The sequence below is a fragment of the Actinoplanes sp. HUAS TT8 genome (genome assembly GCF_051380535.1).
Taxonomy (GTDB): Bacteria; Actinomycetota; Actinomycetes; order Mycobacteriales; family Micromonosporaceae; genus Actinoplanes.
Map to the genome: position 1 here is coordinate 11279354 of NZ_CP195646.1, position 19604 is coordinate 11298957.

General features: G+C 71.8%; 19 protein-coding genes. 14 read left to right on the plus strand and 5 right to left on the minus strand.

Annotated elements, in window-relative coordinates; all coding sequences use genetic code 11:
* Nucleotides 1-4 precede the first annotated feature (4 nt).
* Nucleotides 5-250, plus strand: a complete 246-nt coding sequence (locus ACSHV8_RS50350) for a hypothetical protein (protein ID WP_436527607.1) — start codon at nucleotides 5-7, stop codon at nucleotides 248-250.
* A gap of 89 nt (nucleotides 251-339) precedes the next feature.
* Complete coding sequence (locus tag ACSHV8_RS50355) at nucleotides 340-597, plus strand: hypothetical protein (RefSeq protein WP_436527609.1); 258 nt, start codon at nucleotides 340-342, stop codon at nucleotides 595-597.
* Between the two features lie 3 nt (nucleotides 598-600).
* Here ACSHV8_RS50355 and ACSHV8_RS50360 read toward each other — a convergent pair whose 3' ends face one another.
* On the minus strand, nucleotides 601-1701 hold the full coding sequence (locus ACSHV8_RS50360; RefSeq protein ID WP_436527611.1) for a PQQ-dependent sugar dehydrogenase: 1101 nt from the start codon (nucleotides 1699-1701) through the stop codon (nucleotides 601-603).
* A gap of 141 nt (nucleotides 1702-1842) precedes the next feature.
* Here ACSHV8_RS50360 and ACSHV8_RS50365 point away from each other — a divergent pair, with 141 nt between their 5' ends.
* The 5 genes from ACSHV8_RS50365 (at nucleotide 1843) to ACSHV8_RS50385 (ending at nucleotide 9552) form a co-directional block, all read left to right on the plus strand.
* Nucleotides 1843-3297 (plus strand): alpha/beta hydrolase, encoded by a 1455-nt coding sequence (locus tag ACSHV8_RS50365; protein ID WP_436527613.1) that lies wholly within the window; start codon nucleotides 1843-1845, stop codon nucleotides 3295-3297.
* Nucleotides 3298-3375: 78 nt separating this feature from the next.
* Entirely contained in the window at nucleotides 3376-5148 is a 1773-nt protein-coding gene (gene ggt / locus ACSHV8_RS50370) for a gamma-glutamyltransferase (protein ID WP_436527615.1), read from the plus strand.
* Between the two features lie 79 nt (nucleotides 5149-5227).
* On the plus strand, nucleotides 5228-6148 hold the full coding sequence (locus ACSHV8_RS50375) for a hypothetical protein (protein ID WP_436527617.1): 921 nt from the start codon (nucleotides 5228-5230) through the stop codon (nucleotides 6146-6148).
* A gap of 42 nt (nucleotides 6149-6190) precedes the next feature.
* Entirely contained in the window at nucleotides 6191-6886 is a 696-nt protein-coding gene (gene trmB / locus ACSHV8_RS50380) for a tRNA (guanosine(46)-N7)-methyltransferase TrmB (RefSeq protein ID WP_436527619.1), read from the plus strand.
* Between the two features lie 332 nt (nucleotides 6887-7218).
* Nucleotides 7219-9552, plus strand: coding sequence for an ATP-binding protein (locus tag ACSHV8_RS50385; protein WP_436527621.1), 2334 nt, complete (start codon nucleotides 7219-7221; stop codon nucleotides 9550-9552).
* Here ACSHV8_RS50385 and ACSHV8_RS50390 read toward each other — a convergent pair.
* Together ACSHV8_RS50390 and ACSHV8_RS50395 are read right to left on the minus strand one after the other, a co-directional pair.
* Nucleotides 9538-10476 (minus strand): DMT family transporter, encoded by a 939-nt coding sequence (locus tag ACSHV8_RS50390; protein ID WP_436527623.1) that lies wholly within the window; start codon nucleotides 10474-10476, stop codon nucleotides 9538-9540. The two genes, ACSHV8_RS50385 and ACSHV8_RS50390, sit on opposite strands and share 15 nt — an antisense overlap.
* Before the next feature lie 356 nt (nucleotides 10477-10832).
* Nucleotides 10833-11438, minus strand: a complete 606-nt coding sequence (locus tag ACSHV8_RS50395; RefSeq protein ID WP_436537338.1) for a hypothetical protein — start codon at nucleotides 11436-11438, stop codon at nucleotides 10833-10835.
* A gap of 377 nt (nucleotides 11439-11815) precedes the next feature.
* Between ACSHV8_RS50395 and ACSHV8_RS50400 the strand changes: the two genes are divergently transcribed.
* Together ACSHV8_RS50400 and ACSHV8_RS50405 are read left to right on the plus strand one after the other, a co-directional pair.
* The gene (locus tag ACSHV8_RS50400; protein ID WP_436527625.1) at nucleotides 11816-12361 is read left to right on the plus strand and encodes a pyridoxamine 5'-phosphate oxidase family protein; all 546 of its coding nucleotides are present in this window, start codon (nucleotides 11816-11818) and stop codon (nucleotides 12359-12361) included.
* A gap of 167 nt (nucleotides 12362-12528) precedes the next feature.
* Nucleotides 12529-13275 carry an alpha/beta hydrolase gene (locus tag ACSHV8_RS50405; RefSeq protein ID WP_436527627.1) on the plus strand — a complete coding sequence of 249 codons (747 nt, stop codon included), beginning with the start codon at nucleotides 12529-12531 and terminating at the stop codon, nucleotides 13273-13275.
* Here ACSHV8_RS50405 and ACSHV8_RS50410 read toward each other — a convergent pair.
* Nucleotides 13272-14177 carry a proteasome assembly chaperone family protein gene (locus tag ACSHV8_RS50410; RefSeq protein WP_436527629.1) on the minus strand — a complete coding sequence of 302 codons (906 nt, stop codon included), beginning with the start codon at nucleotides 14175-14177 and terminating at the stop codon, nucleotides 13272-13274. The genes ACSHV8_RS50405 and ACSHV8_RS50410 overlap by 4 nt on opposite strands.
* 217 nt (nucleotides 14178-14394) lie before the next feature.
* Here ACSHV8_RS50410 and ACSHV8_RS50415 point away from each other — a divergent pair, with 217 nt between their 5' ends.
* The 5 genes from ACSHV8_RS50415 to ACSHV8_RS50435 are packed head-to-tail and all read left to right on the plus strand — an operon-like array spanning nucleotide 14395 to nucleotide 18379.
* Nucleotides 14395-14988 carry an EcsC family protein gene (locus tag ACSHV8_RS50415; RefSeq protein ID WP_436537340.1) on the plus strand — a complete coding sequence of 198 codons (594 nt, stop codon included), beginning with the start codon at nucleotides 14395-14397 and terminating at the stop codon, nucleotides 14986-14988.
* A 32-nt stretch (nucleotides 14989-15020) separates the two neighbouring features.
* Nucleotides 15021-15611: a fibronectin type III domain-containing protein gene (locus ACSHV8_RS50420; RefSeq protein ID WP_436527631.1), complete on the plus strand. Its 591-nt coding sequence runs from the start codon at nucleotides 15021-15023 to the stop codon at nucleotides 15609-15611.
* 16 nt (nucleotides 15612-15627) lie between these two features.
* Nucleotides 15628-17202: a Na+/H+ antiporter gene (locus ACSHV8_RS50425; protein WP_436527633.1), complete on the plus strand. Its 1575-nt coding sequence runs from the start codon at nucleotides 15628-15630 to the stop codon at nucleotides 17200-17202.
* Entirely contained in the window at nucleotides 17199-17462 is a 264-nt protein-coding gene (locus ACSHV8_RS50430; RefSeq protein WP_436527635.1) for a UBP-type zinc finger domain-containing protein, read from the plus strand. The genes ACSHV8_RS50425 and ACSHV8_RS50430 overlap by 4 nt, the downstream gene beginning before the upstream one ends.
* Entirely contained in the window at nucleotides 17459-18379 is a 921-nt protein-coding gene (locus ACSHV8_RS50435; RefSeq protein WP_436527637.1) for a ketopantoate reductase family protein, read from the plus strand. Before ACSHV8_RS50430 ends, ACSHV8_RS50435 begins: the two co-directional genes overlap by 4 nt.
* A gap of 22 nt (nucleotides 18380-18401) precedes the next feature.
* Here ACSHV8_RS50435 and ACSHV8_RS50440 read toward each other — a convergent pair whose 3' ends face one another.
* Nucleotides 18402-19601 carry a glycosyltransferase family 4 protein gene (locus tag ACSHV8_RS50440; protein WP_436537342.1) on the minus strand — a complete coding sequence of 400 codons (1200 nt, stop codon included), beginning with the start codon at nucleotides 19599-19601 and terminating at the stop codon, nucleotides 18402-18404.
* Between the last annotated feature and the right edge of the window lie 3 nt (nucleotides 19602-19604).

Below are 19604 nucleotides of genomic sequence, written 5' to 3' on the forward strand. Positions count from 1 at the left end.
TGGCATGAATCGACTCTTCGACCTACGCGCCGTCATCGGCGGCATGTTCACCCTGTACGGCGTGATCGTCACGATCATCGGCCTCTTCGACAGCCCGTCGGAGATCGACAAGGCCCAGGGCGTGCGGATCAACCTGTGGATGGGGCTGGCCATGCTCGCGCTCGGCCTGCTCATGCTGCTCTGGCTGCGGCTCAACCCGCCGAAGCCGGTGGCCGAGGAGCCCGAGGAGGCGCCGGACCAGGCGGAATGATGTCCGGTCCGGTGTGCCCTGGTTGTCATCGCGTTGCACAGGGTCCTCATATCTTCAAGAGGTACCCACCGGCGACCGATCACCTGGGCATGGAACCCCTCGCCTCTATCAGCAGCCTCGCCTCAGCCGGCGGCCAGCGCTCAGCTGGCTGGCAGGCGCAACTACGAGTTGACTACGTCGTCAACCGGGTGGCCCAGACCCATCGCGGCCAAGCCGAAGACCAGGTGAAACAGGCGCTAGCCGACCAGCTCCGGGTCTACGGCGTGGTCCCCAACGTCAAGCAGATGGCGATTTACGCACAAGCCATCTCCGCCCTGCCCGAGATCCCGCCCAACACCCACCGGTAAGCGTCATCGGGCCGGGAAGCGAAGGATCCGGTCGTCGCCGTCGCGCGGATCGCCGCGGCCGTCGGTGTTCGAGGTGGTCAGCCACAGCGAACCGTCGGGGGCCACGGCGACCGTGCGAAGACGCCCGTACTTCCGGTCCAGTTCCGCCTTGGCCGTCCCGCCGTCGAGCGGGACGGCCCACAACCGTTCGCCCTTGAGGGCGGCCACGTACAGCGTGTCGCCGGCGACCGCGGCCCCGCTCGGGGACGCGTCGTCGGTGCGCCACTGCACGATCGGGTCGGTGTACCGGGGGTCGCCGGCCTTGCCCTCGACCTCGGGCCACCCGTAGTTCTTGCCGGGCTGGATGATGTTCACCTCGTCCCAGGTGTCCTGACCGAACTCGATCCCGTACATCCGCCCCTGCGCGTCCCAGGCCAGGCCCTGCACGTTGCGGTGGCCCATGCTCCAGACCGGTGAGCCCGGCCACGGGTTGCCCGGCGCCGGTTTACCGTCGGGGGTGATCCGCAGGATCTTGCCGTTCGGATCGTCGCGGTTCTGCGACTGCGGCTCGTCGCCGGCGTCCCCGGTGCCGACGTAGAGCATGCCGTCCGGCCCGAACGCGAGCCGCCCGCCGTTGTGCCGGGATCCTCGGTCCAGCCCCTTGAAGATCACCACCGGGTCGCCGCCGCTCAGCGCGAAGCGGACGATCCGGTTGTCGTCGTCACCGGTGAAATACGCGAACACGTCACCCTTGAGATACGCCAGCCCGAGCAGGCCGCCCTCACCGCCGGCCCGCACCCCGGGCACGGTGTAGACCTTCTTCCTGGCCGCACCCGGTCGGACTTGATAGATGTCGCCGGTCTGCCGCTCGGCGACGAGCGCGCTGCCGTCGGGCAGGAAGGCCAGCCCCCACGGGACCTTGATCCCGGTCGCGATCGTCTCCGGCTCGGCGCTCAGATCCGGTGTCCGGGCCGCCGGTCTCGGCGCGGACGAGGCCGGGGACGAGGCCGCGGAGATCGCGGGCACCGGTTCGACCGTCGGGGCGGCCGTGGGCTCGTCGTGTGAGCAGGCGGTCAGCAGCGCGGCGCCGGCTGCCGCGAGGGCGAGTCGTGTGACGGTCGGCATCATTCCACCCTGCCATGTCCATCGACGTAGGAATGCCCCATATGATGCAAAATCGGGCATTCTCCGGAATCGTTGCGCAACCGCGGCCCAAGATGAGGGCCGCGCGGCCGACTCCCGCCGCGCAGGGCGGAGAGTTGGGTTTTGCGAGCTTTGCGGTGGCCGGCCACGGCCGCGATCCTCGTCCTGGCCACCCTGACCGGGTTCGCCCGGCCGGCCCGGGCCGACCCGGCGGTGACCTGGGCCGTCTGTCCCGAGGACGCCCGGGTCGAGTGCGGGCGGATGCGGGTCCCGGCCGACTGGGCCAGCCCCTACGGTCCGACGATCGAGCTGCAGATGGCCCGGCGGAAGGCGACCGACCCGGCTCACCGGCTCGGCGTCCTGATCGTCAACCCGGGCGGCCCCGGCGGCTCGGCCGTCAACATGGCCCTGGACGGCGACTTCTTCAGCGCCGACCTGCGGAAACGGTTCGACATCATCGGGCTCGACCCGCGCGGGGTCGGCCGCAGCGCCCCGGTGCTGTGCTCCCAGGCGCTGGTCGACGCGAAACCGTCGCCGCTGGTCGGCAGCGAGGCCGGGTTCCGGGCGCTGGCCGACTACAACCGGCGACTGGCCGCGGACTGCACCGCGCGCAGCGGGCCGGTGGTCCAGCATGCCGACACCGGCAGCGTGGTCCGCGACGTCGAGGCGCTGCGGGTCGCGCTCGGCGAGCCGAAGGTCAGCATCTTCGGCGCGTCCTACGGCTCGATGATCGGCGAGCTCTACGGCGACACGTACCCGGGAACGCTGCGCGCGGCCGTGCTGGACAGCGTGATGGACCACAGCGCGGACGTGGACGCGTTCCTGTCCCAGGAGACGGCGTCGGTGCAGGACTCGTTCGACGAGTTCGTGAAGTGGTGCGCCCGGGACGCCCGGTGCGTGCTGCGCGGCCAGGACATCCCGGCGCTGTGGGCGACGCTCATGCAGCGGGCGGCGGCCGGGACGCTGGAGGACCCGTACGACCCGCCGGCCAAACTCGGCGTCTGGGAGCTGATCTCGGCCGCGTTCAGTGCGTTCTACGACCCGCAGTGGTTCTCGTTCGCCCACTACCTGCAGGACGCGGCCGAACCCGGGCAGGCGGCCGGGCGCATCGCGGTCCCGCCGATCGACCTGACGCCCAACAGCTTCCCGGCGGTGTTCTGCGGGGACTGGTCGCTGCCGGTGGGCGACTTCACCGCGTACCGAAGAAGAATTGATGCTTTGGCCAGGATCGCCCCGCAGGTCCGGGCCTCGCCGATCGCGCTCTCGGCGGCCGCCGGCTGTGTCGGGTGGCCGCACCCGCCGGCCAGCCCGCAGCACCGGCTGGCCCCCGCCCGGATGCCGATGCTGCTGGTCAACGCGCTGCACGACCCGGCCACCGGGCACGCCTGGGCGCAGCAGGTGGCCGTCCAGCTCGGGCCGTCGGCGCGACTGCTGACCTATCAGGGGTGGGGGCACGTCGCGTACTCGCACAGCCCCTGCGTGAAAGCGGCGGTCGAGCGTTACCTGATCGACCTGACCCTGCCCCCGGTCGGGACGACGTGCCCGGCCGTCGAACCCGAGCCGTTCGGTATCGGGTAGCCGTGGTAACGGTTGTGCCCGGCCGGGTTCAGCGGTAGGCAGGGATCGACAACCGACACTGTCCTGTCTGGAGGGCCGATGCGGTTCATTACAGCGCTGGCCGCGCTTTCGTTGACCACTCTCGGGCTCGCTACGCCGGCATCCGCGGCGGTGCCCGCCAAGAGCTCGACCGCCGAAGGGTACGGCGGCGCGATCGCCACCGTCGATGCCACGGCCACCGCCGCCGGCCTGGAGGTGCTGCGCCGCGGCGGCAACGCGGTGGACGCCGCGGTGGCGGCCGCGGCGACGCTCGGCGTGACCGAGCCGTTCGCCTCAGGGATCGGGGGCGGGGGATTCTTCGTGTACTACGACGCCCGTACGCGCAAGGTCTTCACCATCGACGGCCGGGAGGCCGGACCGGCGTCGATGACTCCGGCGTATTTCGTGAACCCGGCGACCGGGCAGCCCTACGCGTTCGACGAGGCGCGAGTCAGCGGCCTGTCCGTCGGGGTGCCCGGCACGCTCGCGACCTGGAAATCCGCCGCCGAGCAGTGGGGGACGCGGTCGCTGTCGAGCGCGCTCACCGAGGCGGCCAAGGTCGCCGATCGAGGGTACGTCGTGGATGGGGAGTTCCGGCGTCAGGTGACCGAGAACGCGGGCGCCTTCGGGCAGTTCGACGCGACCAAGGCGCTGTATCTGCCCGGTGGGCTGCCGCCGGCCGTGGGCACCACGATCCGCAACCCTGATCTGGCCGCCACCTATCGCGAGATCGCGCGCAAGGGGACCGGCGCGTTCTACCGCGGCTCCATCGGTGCCGACCTTCTGAAGACCGTGAAAAATCCCGCCATCTCCGACAGTCCCAGCTCACCGTGGGCCTACCCGATCCGGCCCGGTGTGCTGACCGCTTCTGATCTGGCGAGATATCAGGTTCGGCACCCGGCCCCGACCAGGGCCGACTACCAGGGCCTGACCGTCTACGGCATGTCCACCCCGTCCAGTGGCGGCACCACGGTCGGCGAGGCGCTGAACATCCTGGAGGCGTCGCCGCTCGACTCCGCCTCCACGGTGGAGAAGCTGCACTACTACCTTGAGGCGTCCGCGCTGGCCTTCGCCGACCGGGGACGCTACATCGGCGCCGACACCCCGCAGTCCACGCTGCGCGAACTGCTCTCGGACCGGTGGGCGAAGCAGCGGGCCTGCCAGATCTCCCCGGACCGGGCCCTGACCAAGCCGGTCGCACCCGGCCCGTCGGGCTGCACCCCGTCGGTCACCGCGGCCACCCCGGACACCGGGATGAGCACCACCAACCTGACCGTCGCCGACCGGTGGGGCAACGTCGTCGAGTACACGCTCACCCTCGAACAGTTCGGCGGCAACGGCATGGTCGTGCCCGGGCGCGGCTTCATGCTCAACAACGAGCTGACCGATTTCAACTTCACCGGGACGCAGGGCACGTTCGCCGACCCGAACCTGCCCGGGCCCGGCAAGCGGCCGCGCAGCTCGATGTCGCCGACGATCGTGCTCCGGGACGGCAAGCCGTTCCTGGCCGTGGGCGCCCCCGGCGGGTCGACGATCATCACGACCGTTCTGCAGATCATCTACGGTCGCCTCGGGCTGGGACTGACCCTGCCGCAGGCGCTCGCCGCGCCGCGGGCGGCCCAGCGCAACACCGCGGGGATCCAGGCCGAGCCGGCCTTCCACACCACGTACGGGCCGGCGCTGACCAGTCTCGGACACGTCTTCGGGCCGGACGCGCCGGAGATCGGGGCCGCGACCGCCATCGAGTTCACCCGGCACGGCGGCCAGCTGGCCGTCGCCGAACCGGTCCGCCGGGGCGGTGGCGCCGCCGCGGTGGTCCGTCCACGCGGTTGAGAACGGCTTAGGTGCGGGCCGGTAGCGACGATGGTGCAGGACGTAAGCGCGGGCAGGAATCATCGGAAGGCGGTCGGTCATGATCGGGACGACGGCGGTTCTGGCCGCTCTCATGCTCATCCCGGCGCCGGTCGTTTCCATGACCAACCCGATCGCGTACGTCCGTAGCGGCGACCTCTACGTCAGCACCGGCTCCACCGAGAAGCGGCTCACCACCGGGGGCGGGTACGCCCGTCCCCGGTTCGCCCCCGGCGGCAGGCAACTGGCCGCGATCAGGAACGGTCAGTTGTGGACCATGAAGGCGGACGGGACCGGCCCGCGCCGGATCACCACCCGTCCGGCCGCCGGGCCGTCCTGGTCCCCGGACGGCAGATGGCTGGCGTTCGCGTCGCTGTCCTGCACCGGCGGCCCCGGGGTCTACCGCGTCGCCGCCACCGGCGGAAAACCCCAGGTGCTGTTCCCGCGGGACTGCCGCGGGGAGGACCTGCCGGCCGAGACCGCCCCGGAACCGGTGACCGGGACGCTGACCGACCGTCTCCGGGTCGACGACGCGGTGGCCTGGTCGCCGGACGGCAAACAGATCGCCTTCCGCGGCGGTGAGTGCGACTCGGTCTACGACGCCTGCCTGACCGTCGGCACGATCGCGACCGGAGCCGAACGCATGATCGCGGCCTACGGCGGCGGCAGCTTGCAGAACCGCGGCTTCGCCGTGATCCCGGCCTGGCGCCCGGACGGGACGAAGCTCGCCTACACCGCCTACCAGGAGGGCGAGACCGCGGCCGGGAACCAGCCGGTCCACGTCGTCGAGCTCGACCTTCGCACCGGGGCGAAACGCACGATCGGCGCGCCGATGGACCGCGAGCCGACCTACCTCGACGCGAACCGGGCGCTGGTCACCTCCCGGTCCAGGTCCGGTTCGGGCGTCACCCTGATCGACCTCCGGACCGGCGCCCGCACGCTGCTGCGCCCCGGCTCCCAGCCCTCGGCCGCCCGGCGTTGAGATTGGCCGCCTCCGGCAACCGCCCGTATCGTGGTCGCCGCCATGACTGAGACCGCTCCTGAACTTCACTCCGTCGCCGAGAGTCGCCCGATCCGGACATTCCACCCGCGCCGGGGGCGGATGAGCCTGCGTCACGCCGACGCCCACGACGCCCTGTGGCCGCACTACGGCCTCACCGTCCTCGACGGCGACCGCACCCGGCTCGACCTGCCGGAACTCTTCGGCCGCGACGCACCCACGGTCCTGGAGATCGGCTTCGGCATGGGCGACGCCACCGCCGAGATGGCCGCCGCCGACCCCGCCCGGAACTACCTGGCGATCGAGGTGCACACCCCCGGCATCGGCAACCTGCTGGCCCTGGTCGGTGAATTGAACCTGACCAACGTCCGGGTTGCCCTCGGCGACGCCATGCAGCTCGTCCACCGCCTCGCCCCGGACTCGCTGGACGCCGTCCACGTCTTCTTCCCGGACCCCTGGCCCAAGGCCCGCCACCACAAGCGCCGCCTGATCCAGCCGGCCAACGTCGCCCTGCTCCGCGACCGCCTCCACCCCGGCGGCGTCCTGCACTGCGCCACCGACTGGCCCGAATACGCGCAGGCCATGGCCGAGACGCTCACCGCCGACCCGGCCCTGCGCCGGCTCCCGGACACACCCCACGCCCGCCCCGAGACCAAGTTCGAGCGTCGCGGCACCGCCGCCGGTCGCCCCATCAGCGACCTCCGCTTCACCAAGATCTAAAACCTTGCGCGTACGGCCGTAGCCCCGCCCCCGGTCCACCCCTCCGCGACCTCCGCCCACCTCCGGCCCGCTGCGCGCCTCCCGCTTCGGGCTGGTGCTGACGGCTGTCCCAAGGGCGTTGAGACAGCCCTCAGCACCAGCCCGAGGCGGGAGGCGCGAGTCGGCCTGGAGCTGGACGGAGCTTGCGGGCGGGGTGCGGCGGGGCGGGTCGGAGAGGTGGGGCGGGGCTGCGGCCGTACGGGAAAAAAGGGGTGGGAAGAAAGGTCGCCTGGCCGAGGGATTTGCCGGTTTTAGGGTTTTCGCGCCTCTAGGCTGAACCGTGGAGGTCGGCCATGCGGCGAGAAGACGGCGGCAGTGGCGCCGGACGGCCCGGAAGGGCTCGGGCGGCGGATGCCGCGGCCATCGCACGCCCGGCCGATCTTTACGGGGGGACGGCCGTCGACGAGCATCCAAGCTCGGCGGCGGCCGCCATCGGCCCCCGCCCGAATCCACCGTCCGCCGCAGTCGAACCGCGCCCGAACATGCCGGGAGGTGCCGGTGATCCGCGGGCGGGTCGGCCGGGGCCGGCCGTCGAGACGCGGGCGGGTCTACCAGGGGCGGCCGTCGAGACGCGGGCGGGTTCGGGAGCGGATCCGCGGCGCGGGGCCCGGGTCGGCGGGGAGTCGCCGGCCGAGGCGTTGCGGGACGTGCTCGGGGGTGCGGTTCTGCATCGGGGGGTGCTGACCAGCGGAACCGCGGATCAGCTGGCCGCCCTGACCGCGCGCGGGGCGCAGACGCCGAGTGCGTGCATCCAGTTCGTGGAGGGCGAAAGGCTTCGGCTGTACGGCAGCTGGGGCGTCACCGCCGACTGGGACGCGATCGCCGACACCGCTCTGGACGGGTCCCTCGGCGGGCTGGTGGTCCGCGGCGCCGGGGCGGTGATCGTGGACGACGCGACGATGGACGAACGGGTGCCGCCCGGAGTGGTCCGCAAACACGGCGGCGCCTACCTGGGGTATCCGGTGCACGATCGGCTCGGGCGGGTGCTCGGGGTATGCTGCGCCTACGACCTGCGGCCGCGCGAATGGACACCGGATCAGATGTCCGCGGTGGCCGAGGCGGCCGAGGTGGCCACGCTGCTGATCGGCGAGCAGCTGGCCCGGCACGAGCTGGAACAGCAGCACCGCTTCCTGGACGCGGTGCTGGAGAGCCTGCACGACGGGGTGACCGCGTGCGACGCCGACGGGCACGTGGTCTTCGCGAACGAGCGGATGCGGCGCCTCTGGACCGACGACGCCGACAGGGCCGAGGAGCCGGGACTGTTCCGGGCCCTGCGCGGGGAACGGCTGCGGGACGAGCCGGTCGCGCGACCCGGCCGGACCAAACGGACCCGGCACTACCTGATGGATGCGCAACCCATCCTCGGGCCGGACGCCCGGGTGGTCGGCGCGGTCCAGGCCATGCAGGACGTCACCCGGCAGCGGCGGGCCGAACGGTTCCGCTCGTGCGAACTGGCCGTGACCACCGCGCTGGCCGAGGCGCCGAGCATCGAGGCGGCCGGGCCCCGGGTCCTGGAAGCGGTCGTCGCGACCCTGGACTGGGTGCACGCCGAGCTGTGGATGGTCGACGCGGCGGCCGGCGCGATCCGGGCCGCGGCCCGCTGGAGCACGCCCGGCTGGGCGACCGGGATCCCGGTGCCGGACGAACTCTCCTACGGGCAGGGGCTGGCCGGCCGGGCCTGGCAGGTCGACAAGCCGCTGTGGATCCGGGACGTGGGCCGGCCGCAGAGCCTGATCTCCCCGGACACCACGCGGGAACGGCTGCACACCGCGCTGGCGATCCCGGTGCACGACGGGACCGGGACGATCGGGGTGCTCACCGTCTTCGCCGACGCGGTCGAGGACCCCGAGGACGAACTGGTCGCGCTGATGTCCGGGATCGCCGCGCACCTGGGACAGTTCGTGGAACGGCAGCGGGTCGAGGACCTGCAACGCCAGCTGGTACGCAGCAAGAACGAGTACCTGGCGCTGATCGGGCACGAGCTCCGCACGCCGTTGACGTCGATAAGCGCGTACACCGAGCTGCTTCGCGAGGCGGACGAGGCCACCCTCGTACGGGAAGGTCCGCGTTTGATCGCCGTGGTCGAACGCAATGCGCTGCAGCTCCGGGAGATCATCAACGAGCTGCTGGAACTCTCCGCGCTGGACGCCGGGCACGCCGACGTCCGGCGCACGCCGATGGACCTGGCCGAGGTGGTGCGCGACGTCGTCGACCGCACCCGGACGGCGATCGGCGCCGCCCCGGTGGTGATCGACACCGACCTGCCGGTCGAACTGATCGTGCCCGGCGACCGGGACCGGCTGCGGCAGATCGTGGAGAACCTGCTGGGCAGCGCCATCCGCTACAGCCCGGACGGCGGGCACGTCGAAGTGAGCCTGCGCCGCGCCGGCCGGGCCGCCGAACTGGCCGTCTCGGACGCCGCGGCGGACGTGCCCCGGGCCGAACGGGAACAGCTGTTCACCGGGCACTACCGGACCAGCCGAGGCCACGATCGGACCCTGCCGGGGAGTGGACTCGGGCTGACACTGAGCCGGGCCGTGGTCGAGCGTCATCACGGCAGCATCGAGCTGACCGGTGACGACGCCGGGACCACGGTCCTGGTCCGGTTGCCGCTAGACGTCCGCTGACCGAAGCGGCTGTTCCACGGCCGGCCGGGCGCCCAGATACAGCGTGGTCACCGCGCCGAGCAGCAACAACCCGCCGACGACGGTCGACCGGGCCAGCGGCTCGCCGATGAGCACGACCGCGAGCAGCGCCGCGGTCAACGGCTCCAGCAGGGTGACGACCACGGCGACACTGCCCGTGGTGTGCCGCAACCCCGTGTAGAAGCAGGCATAGGCGAGCGCCGTCGTGATCGCGCCCAGATAGGCGAGCAACGCGATCGGCTTCAACTCCGGGGTGAACACCACACCCTGCGCCACCGCGATCGGGGCGAGACTGATCGCGCCGATCGTGCAGGACACCGTGGTCAGGATCATCGGCGGCACGCCCTGGGTGGTCCGCCGGCTGAGCGCGGTCGACGCGGCATACACCGTGCCGGAGCCGACCGCCGCGAGCAGGCCGAGCCCGGTCGCGGTCGCGCCGCCCCCGGTGACCGTCGAGATCAGCACCAGGCCGGCGATCGCCGCGGCCGAGGCGGCCAGCTCGGCGTTGCCCGGCCGCTGCCGGGTGCGAATCGTCTCCCAGACACTGAGCAGCACCGGGGCGAGCCCGAGGCTGACCACGGTGGCGATGCTGACGCCGGTCAGGCGCACGGCGACAAAATACAGCGCCTGGTACGCGGCCAGGCCCACCCCGGCGGCGACGACCGCGGCCGGGGCCGACCGCACGGCCGCCCAGATCTGCCGGCGCGCCGGGAACCCGATGATCAGCATGGTGGCGGCCGCGAAGAGCAGCCGGTAGAAACCGATCGCCACGGCCCCCAGGCCGGTGCGGCCGGCGACGACCTGGACGACGACACCGGCGGTACCCCACAGGATGCCGGCGACGGACAGTTGAAGAAGGCTCAGCCGGGCCCCGGCCGGGGCGCTGGGCGAGAGAAACGAGAACATGCACGCTCCGCGTGAGTGAGTCGGTCCGGTGGGATCGGCGGCGGAGCGCAGCACGGAATCACCGGCCGAGCGTCAGGCTCGGACGGTGTGGCTCACACCCCGCTCAGACGCGGGGCGGCGGAAGAACGCCGGGGAACGGACTCACGCGGCCACCCTAACCGACCGGCGGCGGGGCTCCGATCCGCTCCCGACCAGCGAGAACGAGCAGGCGCGTCGGCGGGCGGCGCGTCGGTGAGCGGCGCGCGGCACGCAGGGCGCCGTGGAAGGGCGGCGGGCAGGCGGAGGAGGGCCGTTCCCCGGCGCGGGGCAGCGCGCCGGGGAACGGGCTCAGAGGTGAGGGCCGACCGTGACCGAGGTCAGGCCGCGGTGGCCGACCACATCGCCGTGAACGCGGCCGCCTCCCCGGCCAGCCAGCTCTCGACATCCCCCGGCCGGGTCGACGGGTTGAGGCGGTGGGTGACGCCGCGCCGCAGGTCGACCAGGACCGGATCGGCGTCGGGCAGGATCTGGTCCATGTGCCGGGCCATCAGGTGGAGCATGGCGGTGACCAGCTCCGGGCTCGGCGGCTCCTCGTCGAAGTGGATCCGGACGGCCTCGCGATGCCCGTCCTCGAAGCGCAGCCCGAAGTGCGGGTTGATCTTCACGGCGAGCGGGCCGACGCTGGCCAGGGCGTCCCGCGTCTGGATCAGGGTGATCCGCTCGGGGTCGCCGAGCGAGGCCAGATAGGTCCGGGCGCCGGCGCGCAGCGACTCGTAGAGCGGCTTCCACCGGTCCTTCACGAGGTCGACGACGCCGGTCAGATAGCTCCCGCCGGTGCGGAACGCGATGTCCGCCTTCAAGGCCTTGACCAGCTGGCCGTGCGGGTTGAAGCCGCTGCGCCGCTCGCGCTGCTTGCGGAGCCCGCCGACGAACGTCGCCTTCGCGGGGCCGGTGCGGGAGACATACCGGGTGAAGCCCAGCATCGTCGCGTACGGCGGGATGACGGGCACGGGGTTGGTCGAGATCGTGGACAGGGTGGACGTGGTCACGTCGGTCTCCTCACTCGCGCCGCCGGGCCTCGAACAGGTGTTCTAAACTGTTCGAAGATCAGCAGCTCAGGGCCCCTCTTTCGTACATACATTCTAATCGACGGGTACGACATTCCCAACCGCCGGAGCATCGACGAAGTTGCCCCGGCCGTCCCACCCCTCGACGTCCGCGCACCGGACATCCGCAGCCGCTCGCTGATGCCTCCAAGCTGTCCCCGGCCGCGCTTCTCGGACTCGCGCTGCCAGCCGGCGTCCGACCAAATGTCATCCTCAGACACTGAACAAGGTCACTACGTGAGGACGAAGCTCGAATGCCGTTGACGAATCTGTGGCTCTCGGATCCCATGCCGGCTCACCAACTGCCTCGGCCGCGACTTGAAGAGCGAATCCTCAACCTGCTGTCCTCGCAGAACATGTGCGTGCTCGCCACGGCCGGACCGGAAGGGCCCCTGGCCACGCCGGTGCGCTACTACTCCCTCGACTTCGCGGTCATGTTCACTGCCGCGCCCCGGTCACCAAAAATGCGCAACATGGCCGCTGACCCTCGAGCATCCGTCGGCATCTTCGCGCCGCTGGTCGGGCTGGCCAGCAGCCGGGGCGCACAGCTGTTCGGCGAAGCCCGGGTGCTACCTCCCGGAGATCCCGACCATGGTCACTACTGGGACGCGTTCCGCTGGGAGAACGAGCACGCCGAACGAGGCCGCTCGGTTGCTGAACCGCCGAGCGACACACTCGTCGTGATCGAGCCGAACCGGATCGTCTATACCGAGCACTGGCTTCGCCGTGAAGGGTTCGCGGCGCGGCAGTTCTGGAAGCGGCTTCCGGCGGGAAAGCCGAGCCAGGAAACGGCCGACTAGATCCGGACGGACGAACCGCAGTCGTCCGCGCGCAACGGTCTCGCACCTGGCCGGCGCCGCGGCCGATGGCCGGCTGTCCGCGGATCGGACACACGAAGTGCCCAGCGGGCGCCACGAGGTGGGACGGCAGAGTGGCTCGGTGTGCCGGATGCCACAGAATGAGCGGCGTGGCCCTGATCCGGTGTGACTTCGACTCCGAGGCGTTGGAACTGCGCACCTCGATGACCGTGATACTTCCCGACCGCGACGGGGACGCACCGCCGCCGGTGCTCTACCTGCTGCACGGGCTGACCGACGACCACTCCGCGTGGAGCCGCTTCACCTCGGTCGAGCGGTACGCGGCCGAGTACGGGCTCGCCGTGATCATGCCGCAGGTGCACCGGAGCTTCTACGCCAACGAGGCGTACGGGATGCGCTTCTGGGATTTCCTCTCGGCCGAGCTGCCGGAGAAGGCGAAGCAGTTCTTCCGGATCTCCGGGCGGCGCGAGGACACGTACGTCGCAGGCCTGTCCATGGGTGGTTACGGGGCCATGAAGTGGGCTCTGCGCGAACCGGAGCGCTTCGCGGCGGCGGCGACGCTGTCCGGGGCGCTCGACCTCGCGTACATCCAGGAACATGATCTGAGGCCGCACATGCGCGCCCTGGTCGGCCGGGTGTTCGCCGACCGGGTCGTGGCCGGGAGCGACGAGGATCTGCTGCACCTGCTGCGGGTCGGCGACCCGCATCGGATGCCGCGGCTGATGCTGCGCTGCGGCACCGAGGATCACCTGCTGGCGCAGAACCGTCGCTTCACCGCGGCCTGCCGGGCCAACGGCGTGGAGCTGAACTCCGTCTTCGGGCCGGGCGAACACGCCTGGCCCTACTGGGACGCCCAGCTCCCCGTCGTCCTCGACTGGATGCTCGGGAAGAACTAACCCTCGTCGCGGGTCTGCTCGGCGAGGAAGCGCTCCAGCTCCGCGCCGAGCTCCTCGGCCGTCGGCAGCGCCGTGTCCTCGTCGACCAGCAGGCTGTTGGCCCGGCCGCGCAGGAACGCGTCGTACTGCGCCTCGAGCGAGGTGACCAGCCGCCCGGCCTGCTCGTCGTCGGCGATCTGCTTGTCCACCTCCTCGCGGACCAGCTTGGCCGCCTCGCGCAGCTTGCCGGTCGGCAGCGCCAGCCCGGTGTTGCCGGAGACCGAGTCGAGCAGCAGCTCGGACGCGGCCGGATAGCCGGTCTGGGCCAGGTAGTGCGGGACGTGAGCGGCATAACCGAGCGCGTCGTGCCCGTTCTGCCCGAGGCGGAACTCCAGCAGATTGCCGACGCTGGCCGGCACCTGCACCCGCTGCAGCCACGGCTCGTGGTCGCCGAGCAGGCTCTTGTCGGTGGCGTGGGCGGTCATCCCGGCCGGCCGGGTGTGCGGCACGGCCATCGGGATGGCGTTGAGGCCGATGGTGACCTTGACGCCCAGCCGCTCGATCAGCTCGGTCACGGCGGCGATGAAACGCTCCCACTGAAGGTCCGGCTCGGGGCCGGTGAGCAGCAGGAACGGGGTGCCCAGCTGGTCGCGGACCAGGTGCAGGGCGAGGACCGGCTCCTCGTAGCTCTCGAAGTGGTCGGCCACGAAGATCATCGGGGGGCGACGGGAGCGGTAGTCGAGCAGCTGGTCCATGTCGAAGGTCGCGACGACCTCGCTGTCCAGGTTCTCCAGCAGGTTCTCCCGGGCGAGCTGGATCGCGCTGCCCGCGTCGACGAACCCGGTGAGCGCCTGGATGAGCACCGGCTCGTCCAGAGTCGGCAGCTCCCCGGTCACCTCGTACAGCCCGTGTGGGTCGAGCACGCTGCAGTCCTCCTCGAGACAAGGGCTTTCCGGCCGTAACAGCGAGTATCCGGAGTTCATTCCGGGCCGCCAGTGACAGTCAACACGAAAATCTCACACACCCGGGCAACCGAAGTGCGCGGCCACGCCACTATGTGGGTAGACCCCCCTGGGAGAGATCTTGAATCAGCATCTCGACATCGACGCCTCCGCCCCGCCGGGATCACTCTGGGCCCGGATGAAGGCCGACCCGCAGTACGCCCCCGAGCACCTCGCCCTGGAAGCCGTCCGCCGCCTCGGGCCGGAGGCCGCCGAGTGGGCCGCCCGGATCCGCGAGGAGCGCCCCGATCTCACCCCGGACGAGCTGGCCGCGCTCGCCGTCAAGCACTTCACCACCCTGGCCCGGCTCTCCGGCGCGCTGTCGGGCGTGACCGGCCTGCCCGGCGCGGTCGTCGACGTCGGCGTCCTGGCCTGGACCCAGGCGCGGATGGTGCTGCACATCGCCGCCGCCCACGGCGCCGACCCGGCCGCCTCGGAACGCGCCACCGACCTGCTCGTGCTGCAGCGGGTGCACAAGGTCGCCGAGACCGCCCGGACGGCGCTGGGCGTGGCCGCCGGCCGCGAGCGGGCCAGCCGGTTCTTCGCCGGGCCCGAGGGCGGCACGCTGATCAAGCTGAGCCTGCGACTGGCCCGGATGGCCGGGGTGCGCGCCGCCCGGAAGGTGTTCGCCAAGGTGGTGCCCGGCGCCGGGGTGATCCTCGGCACGTGGGTCAACTCGGCCGCCACCAAGGACCTGGCCCGGCGATCCCAGGAGCACTATCGGAACGGCTAAGCCGCACGCGGGTCCGCCCGAACCTGAAGGACGTGCTGGGGATCCGGAAAGCTACCGCCGTCGTCCTGCCCGTGCTCGCGGGCTCGCTGCTGCTGGCCGCGTGCGCCTCGTCCACCACCGCCACCGCGACACCGACGCCGACCGGTACGAACTGGCTGATGATGACCGCCGGCAGCGTCCCGCCGTCGCCCACGGCCAGCTTCTCGCCGCGGGCGACGTTCGCCGCGGCCACGCTCTCGCCGACCCCCTCGACGTCACCGACCCCGACGCCGAGCGGCAGCGCCTGCGGGACCACCGGGTTCCGGGGCGGCGACATCAACGGGGCCGACGTGACCGCGAGCAGCACCAGCGCGGTCGTGAAATGGTTCAACCCGGGCAACCCGGAGCTGGTCGACTACCACATCCTGGCGGTGAGTCAGAAGCTCGTGTACGGCGCCCAGCCGGAGGTGCCGGGCTGGGTCACGGTCACGCCGACCGGCTGCGGCTGGATGACCGGCACGGTGACCGGGCTGACGCCGGGGACGCCGTACGTCTTCTCGGTCGACGGCATGTGGAAACGGGAGGGCGTCGACGGCACCTACACCCGCACGGTGGCGCGCTCCGGCGTGGTGACCACGGCCTGACATAAGCTTTCCGGCCATGGAGAGCATCGTCGACACGGTCGTGCTCGTGGCGATATCGGTTGTCGGCGCGGCACTCGCCCGCCGGCTCGGGTTCGTGGCGCCGTTGGTACTGCTGGTGGCCGGTCTCGGGTTGTCGTACGTGCCGGGTTTCCCGGAGGCCGACCTCAAGCCGGAGCTGGTGCTGATCGGCATCCTGCCGCCGCTGCTCTACGTGGCCGCGCTGCAGACCTCGGTGCCCGCGTTCCGCAACGCGCTGCGCCCGATCCTGTTCCTGGCCGTCGGGTTGGTGCTGCTCAGCGCGTTCGTGATCGGGTTCGCGGTGCACTGGATGCTGCCGCAGGCGCCGCTCTCGGCCTGCGTGGCGCTGGGCGCGATCGTAGCCCCGCCGGACGCGGTGTCGGCCACCGCGATCGCCCGCCGGGTCGGTCTGCCGCGCCACGTGGTCACCATCCTGGAGGGCGAGAGCCTGCTCAACGACGCGACCGCGCTGGTGCTGGTCCGGGTGGCCGGAAGTGCGCTGGCCGGGGCCACGGTCGGGTTCTGGGACATCACCCGCGAGGTCGGGCTGAAGGCCGGCGGCGGCATCGTGCTCGGCATGATCTTCGCGATCGGGGCGGCCAAGCTGCACAAGTGGATCGAGGACCCGCTCCTCGACGACGCTGTGTCGCTGCTCACGCCGTTCGTCGTGGTGATCGTCGCCGAGGAACTGGGCGCGTCCAGCGTGGTGGCCGTCGTGATCGCCGGGCTCTACCTCGGGCACCGGATTCCCTACCTGCTCTCGGCCACCTCCCGCCTGCAGATGGACGCGGTGTGGAAGCTCACCACGTTCCTCCTCGAAGGTGTGGTGTTCCTGCTCGTCGGCCTGCAGTTGCGGACCGTCGTGGAGCACATCGAGACCAGCATGGCCACCACGATCAGCGTCACCTCGCTGGTCTTCGGCCTGCTGGTGGCCGTCCGCTTCCTGTGGATGTACCCGGCCTCCTACCTGGGCCGGCTCTTCCCCCGGGTCCGGGCCAAGGGCCCGCGCGTGCCGATCAGCGTGCCGACCGTGGTCGCCTGGGCCGGGATGCGCGGCGTGGTCACCCTGGCCGCCGCGCAGACCCTGCGGCTGCCCGGCGAGGACAACGTCCCCGACTACCCGCGTGACCTGTTCATCTTCATCGCGTTCGCGATCATCGTGCTCACCCTGCTGATCCAGGGCACCACGCTGCCCACGCTGGCCGTCCGGCTGGGTGTGCGCGAGGACACCAGTGCCGAGGACGCCCTGGCCGAGGCCGGGGTTCAGCACGCGGCCGGCCGGGCCGCGCTGGCCGCGCTGGAGGAGAACGCCGACGGCGCGCCCGCCTCGGTGGTCGACCGGCTGCGCGGGCTGGTCGAGAGCCGGTCCAACAACGCCTGGGAACGTCTGGGCAGCCAGCAGCAGGAAACCCCCTCGGCCGCGTACGGACGCCTGCGACGCGAGATGATCAGAGCCGAACGGCACGTCTTCAAGATCGCCCGGAACGAGGGCCGGATCGCCGAGGAGGTGCTGGTCCGCGCCCAGCGCGAGCTCGACCTGGAAGAATCCCAGCTGCACCGGAGTGAAGAGTGATCTGCGAGCATCTCAAGGAATCCGGCGAGCCGGCACCCCTGAGCGCGTACGAGGACGGTTGCCCGCAGTGCGTGGCCGACGGTCACAGCGACTGGGTCCACCTGCGCGTCTGCCTCACCTGCGGCCTGGTCGCCTGCTGCGACTCGTCGCCGCGCCGGCACATGTCGGCCCACCACGCCGAGTCCGGGCACCCGGTCATGCGCTCGTTCGAGCCCGGCGAGTCGTGGCGCTGGTGCTTCGACGACGAAAGGCTCGGATGAGAATCCTGGTCGTCGGGGCCGGGGCCACCGGGGGTTACTTCGGCGGACGGCTGGCCGAGGCCGGGCGGGACGTGACGTTCCTGGTCCGGCCGGGCCGGGCGGCGCAACTGGCCGAGCGCGGCCTGCGGATCCGCACGCCGACCGGCGAGACACGGCTGACGCCGAAAATCATCAAGACCATCGATCGTACGTACGATGTGGTGCTCCTCGCCGTCAAAAGTCACGCGCTCGACGCCGTGACCCCCGCGCTGCGCGCCACCACCGGCGACCGCACGGTGGTGATCCCACTGCTCAACGGCCTGCGCCACCTCGACGTCCTGACCGGCGCTCTCGGCGCCGGGCATGTCTGGGGCGGCCTCTGCATGATCCACGGGACGCTCGACGAGCACGGCGACGTCGTCCAGATGACCGGCCTGGCCCGGCTGGTGTTCGGCCCACTCGACGGCGGCCCGGACGACCGGCTCGACGCGGTCACGGCCGCGCTCGGCGATGCCGGCTTCGACTCCCGCCCGTCCCGGCACATCCTCGCGGAGATGTGGGAGAAATGGGTGCTGCTGTCCACGCTCGGGGCGGCGACCACGCTGATGCGCGGCCCGATCGGCGCCATCAACGCCGCACCGGGCGGCCCGGAATTCCTCCGCGCGCTGGCCGACGAGGTGGTCGCGGTCGCCACCGCGGCCGGCCATCCACCCCGGCCGCGGGCCCGCGAACTCCTCGACGCGACGATCGGCAGCACCGAGCCGACGACGTCGTCGATGTACCGCGACCTGATCGCCGGACTCCCGGTCGAGGCCGACGCCATCGTCGGCGACCTGGTCACCGAGGCCACCCGGCACGGCGTCCCGGTGCCGTTGCTCGGCGCGGCCCGCACCAACCTGGGCGTCTACACCGCCGGCCGAGCTCTCCCCGGCGCCTGAAGCACCGGCTGGGCCGCCCCGGTCAGCCGACCGGGACACGAGGTGTGGCGACGATCACGCGGTCGGTCGCCGGGCGTACCTGGTGGTAGACGGCCGCCGTTTGGTCGGCGATCGACGGCCAGTTGTAGTCGTCGATCACCCGTGATCGGGCCTGCTGGGCCAGGTGACGGGCGTGGTCGCGGTCGCCGAGCACCCCGGACACCGCGTCGGTCAGGGCGGCCGGGTCGTTCGGCGGGAAGTGGACGCCGGTGACGCCGGGTTCGACGATTTCGGCCAGCCCGCCGGTGGCCGCGACCGCGACGGGGGTGCCGGCGGCGGCCGCTTCCAGGGCGACCATGCCGAACGGTTCGTAGATGCTCGGCACCACGTAGCAGTCCGAGGCGGCCATCAGCGCGGTCAGGTCGTGGCCGGTCAGGAATCCGGCGAAGGTCACCCAGGGTTCGGCGAGAAGTTCCAGTTCTTTCCGGTACGGGCCGTCGCCGGCGATGACCAGGCGAAGCCCCGGGAAGCGGGCGCGGAGGGCGGGCGCGGCGGCGAGCAGATGTTGCACGCCTTTCTCGTAGACGAGCCGCCCGGCGAAGCTGACCAGGGGACCGTCGTCGCCGGCGTAGTGGTGGCGGGCCGCCGCGACGGCCCGGGGCCGGGCCCGCCAGCGCAGCGCGTCGACGCCGTTGCGGACCACTTCGGTGCGCGCGGCCGGGATCGCGAACAGCCGGGTGACCTCGGCGCGCATGTATTCCGAGCAGACGATCACCCGGGCCGCTTCGGTGCAGAGCCAGCGTTCGACGTCGTCGATGGTGCGGTTGTGCGCGGCCGGGAGCCAGCCCTGGTGCCGGCCGGACTCGGTGGCGTGGACCGTGGCGACCAGGGGGACGCCGAGGTGGTCGCGCAGGGTGGTGGCGGTGTGGGCGACCAGCCAGTCGTGGGCGTGGACGACGTCGAAGCGGTGGGCGCGGGCGGCGCGCAGGGCGGCCCGGGTCAGCGCGTGGTTGAACGCGGTCGCCCAGGGGAGCAGGTTGCCGCCGGCCGAGTCGAAACGGGGTGGGTCGTCGGGGGCGCGGATCACCCGTACCCCCTCGGTGTGTTCTTCGAAAAGCGCACCGGGAGCATGCCGGGTGACCACGGTCACGTCGTGCCCGGCGTGGGCCAGGGCGCCGGTGAGTGCGTGGACGTGCCGCCCCAGACCGCCGACGAGCAGCGGCGGGTACTCCCACGAGAGCATCAG

Excerpts from the sequence above, each read along its gene's own strand:
- ACSHV8_RS50350 (WP_436527607.1), top strand. The coding sequence starts at position 5 with ATGAATCGACTCTTCGACCTACGCGCCGTCATCGGCGGCATGTTCACC.
- ACSHV8_RS50355 (WP_436527609.1), top strand. The coding sequence starts at position 340 with ATGGAACCCCTCGCCTCTATCAGCAGCCTCGCCTCAGCCGGCGGCCAG.
- ACSHV8_RS50360 (WP_436527611.1), bottom strand. The coding sequence starts at position 1,701 with ATGCCGACCGTCACACGACTCGCCCTCGCGGCAGCCGGCGCCGCGCTG.
- ggt (WP_436527615.1), top strand. The coding sequence starts at position 3,376 with ATGCGGTTCATTACAGCGCTGGCCGCGCTTTCGTTGACCACTCTCGGG.
- ACSHV8_RS50375 (WP_436527617.1), top strand. The coding sequence starts at position 5,228 with ATGATCGGGACGACGGCGGTTCTGGCCGCTCTCATGCTCATCCCGGCG.
- trmB (WP_436527619.1), top strand. The coding sequence starts at position 6,191 with ATGACTGAGACCGCTCCTGAACTTCACTCCGTCGCCGAGAGTCGCCCG.
- ACSHV8_RS50385 (WP_436527621.1), top strand. The coding sequence starts at position 7,219 with ATGCGGCGAGAAGACGGCGGCAGTGGCGCCGGACGGCCCGGAAGGGCT.
- ACSHV8_RS50390 (WP_436527623.1), bottom strand. The coding sequence starts at position 10,476 with ATGTTCTCGTTTCTCTCGCCCAGCGCCCCGGCCGGGGCCCGGCTGAGC.
- ACSHV8_RS50395 (WP_436537338.1), bottom strand. The coding sequence starts at position 11,438 with ATGCTGGGCTTCACCCGGTATGTCTCCCGCACCGGCCCCGCGAAGGCG.
- ACSHV8_RS50400 (WP_436527625.1), top strand. The coding sequence starts at position 11,816 with ATGCCGTTGACGAATCTGTGGCTCTCGGATCCCATGCCGGCTCACCAA.
- ACSHV8_RS50415 (WP_436537340.1), top strand. The coding sequence starts at position 14,395 with ATGAAGGCCGACCCGCAGTACGCCCCCGAGCACCTCGCCCTGGAAGCC.
- ACSHV8_RS50425 (WP_436527633.1), top strand. The coding sequence starts at position 15,628 with ATGGAGAGCATCGTCGACACGGTCGTGCTCGTGGCGATATCGGTTGTC.
- ACSHV8_RS50435 (WP_436527637.1), top strand. The coding sequence starts at position 17,459 with ATGAGAATCCTGGTCGTCGGGGCCGGGGCCACCGGGGGTTACTTCGGC.
- ACSHV8_RS50440 (WP_436537342.1), bottom strand. The coding sequence starts at position 19,601 with ATGCTCTCGTGGGAGTACCCGCCGCTGCTCGTCGGCGGTCTGGGGCGG.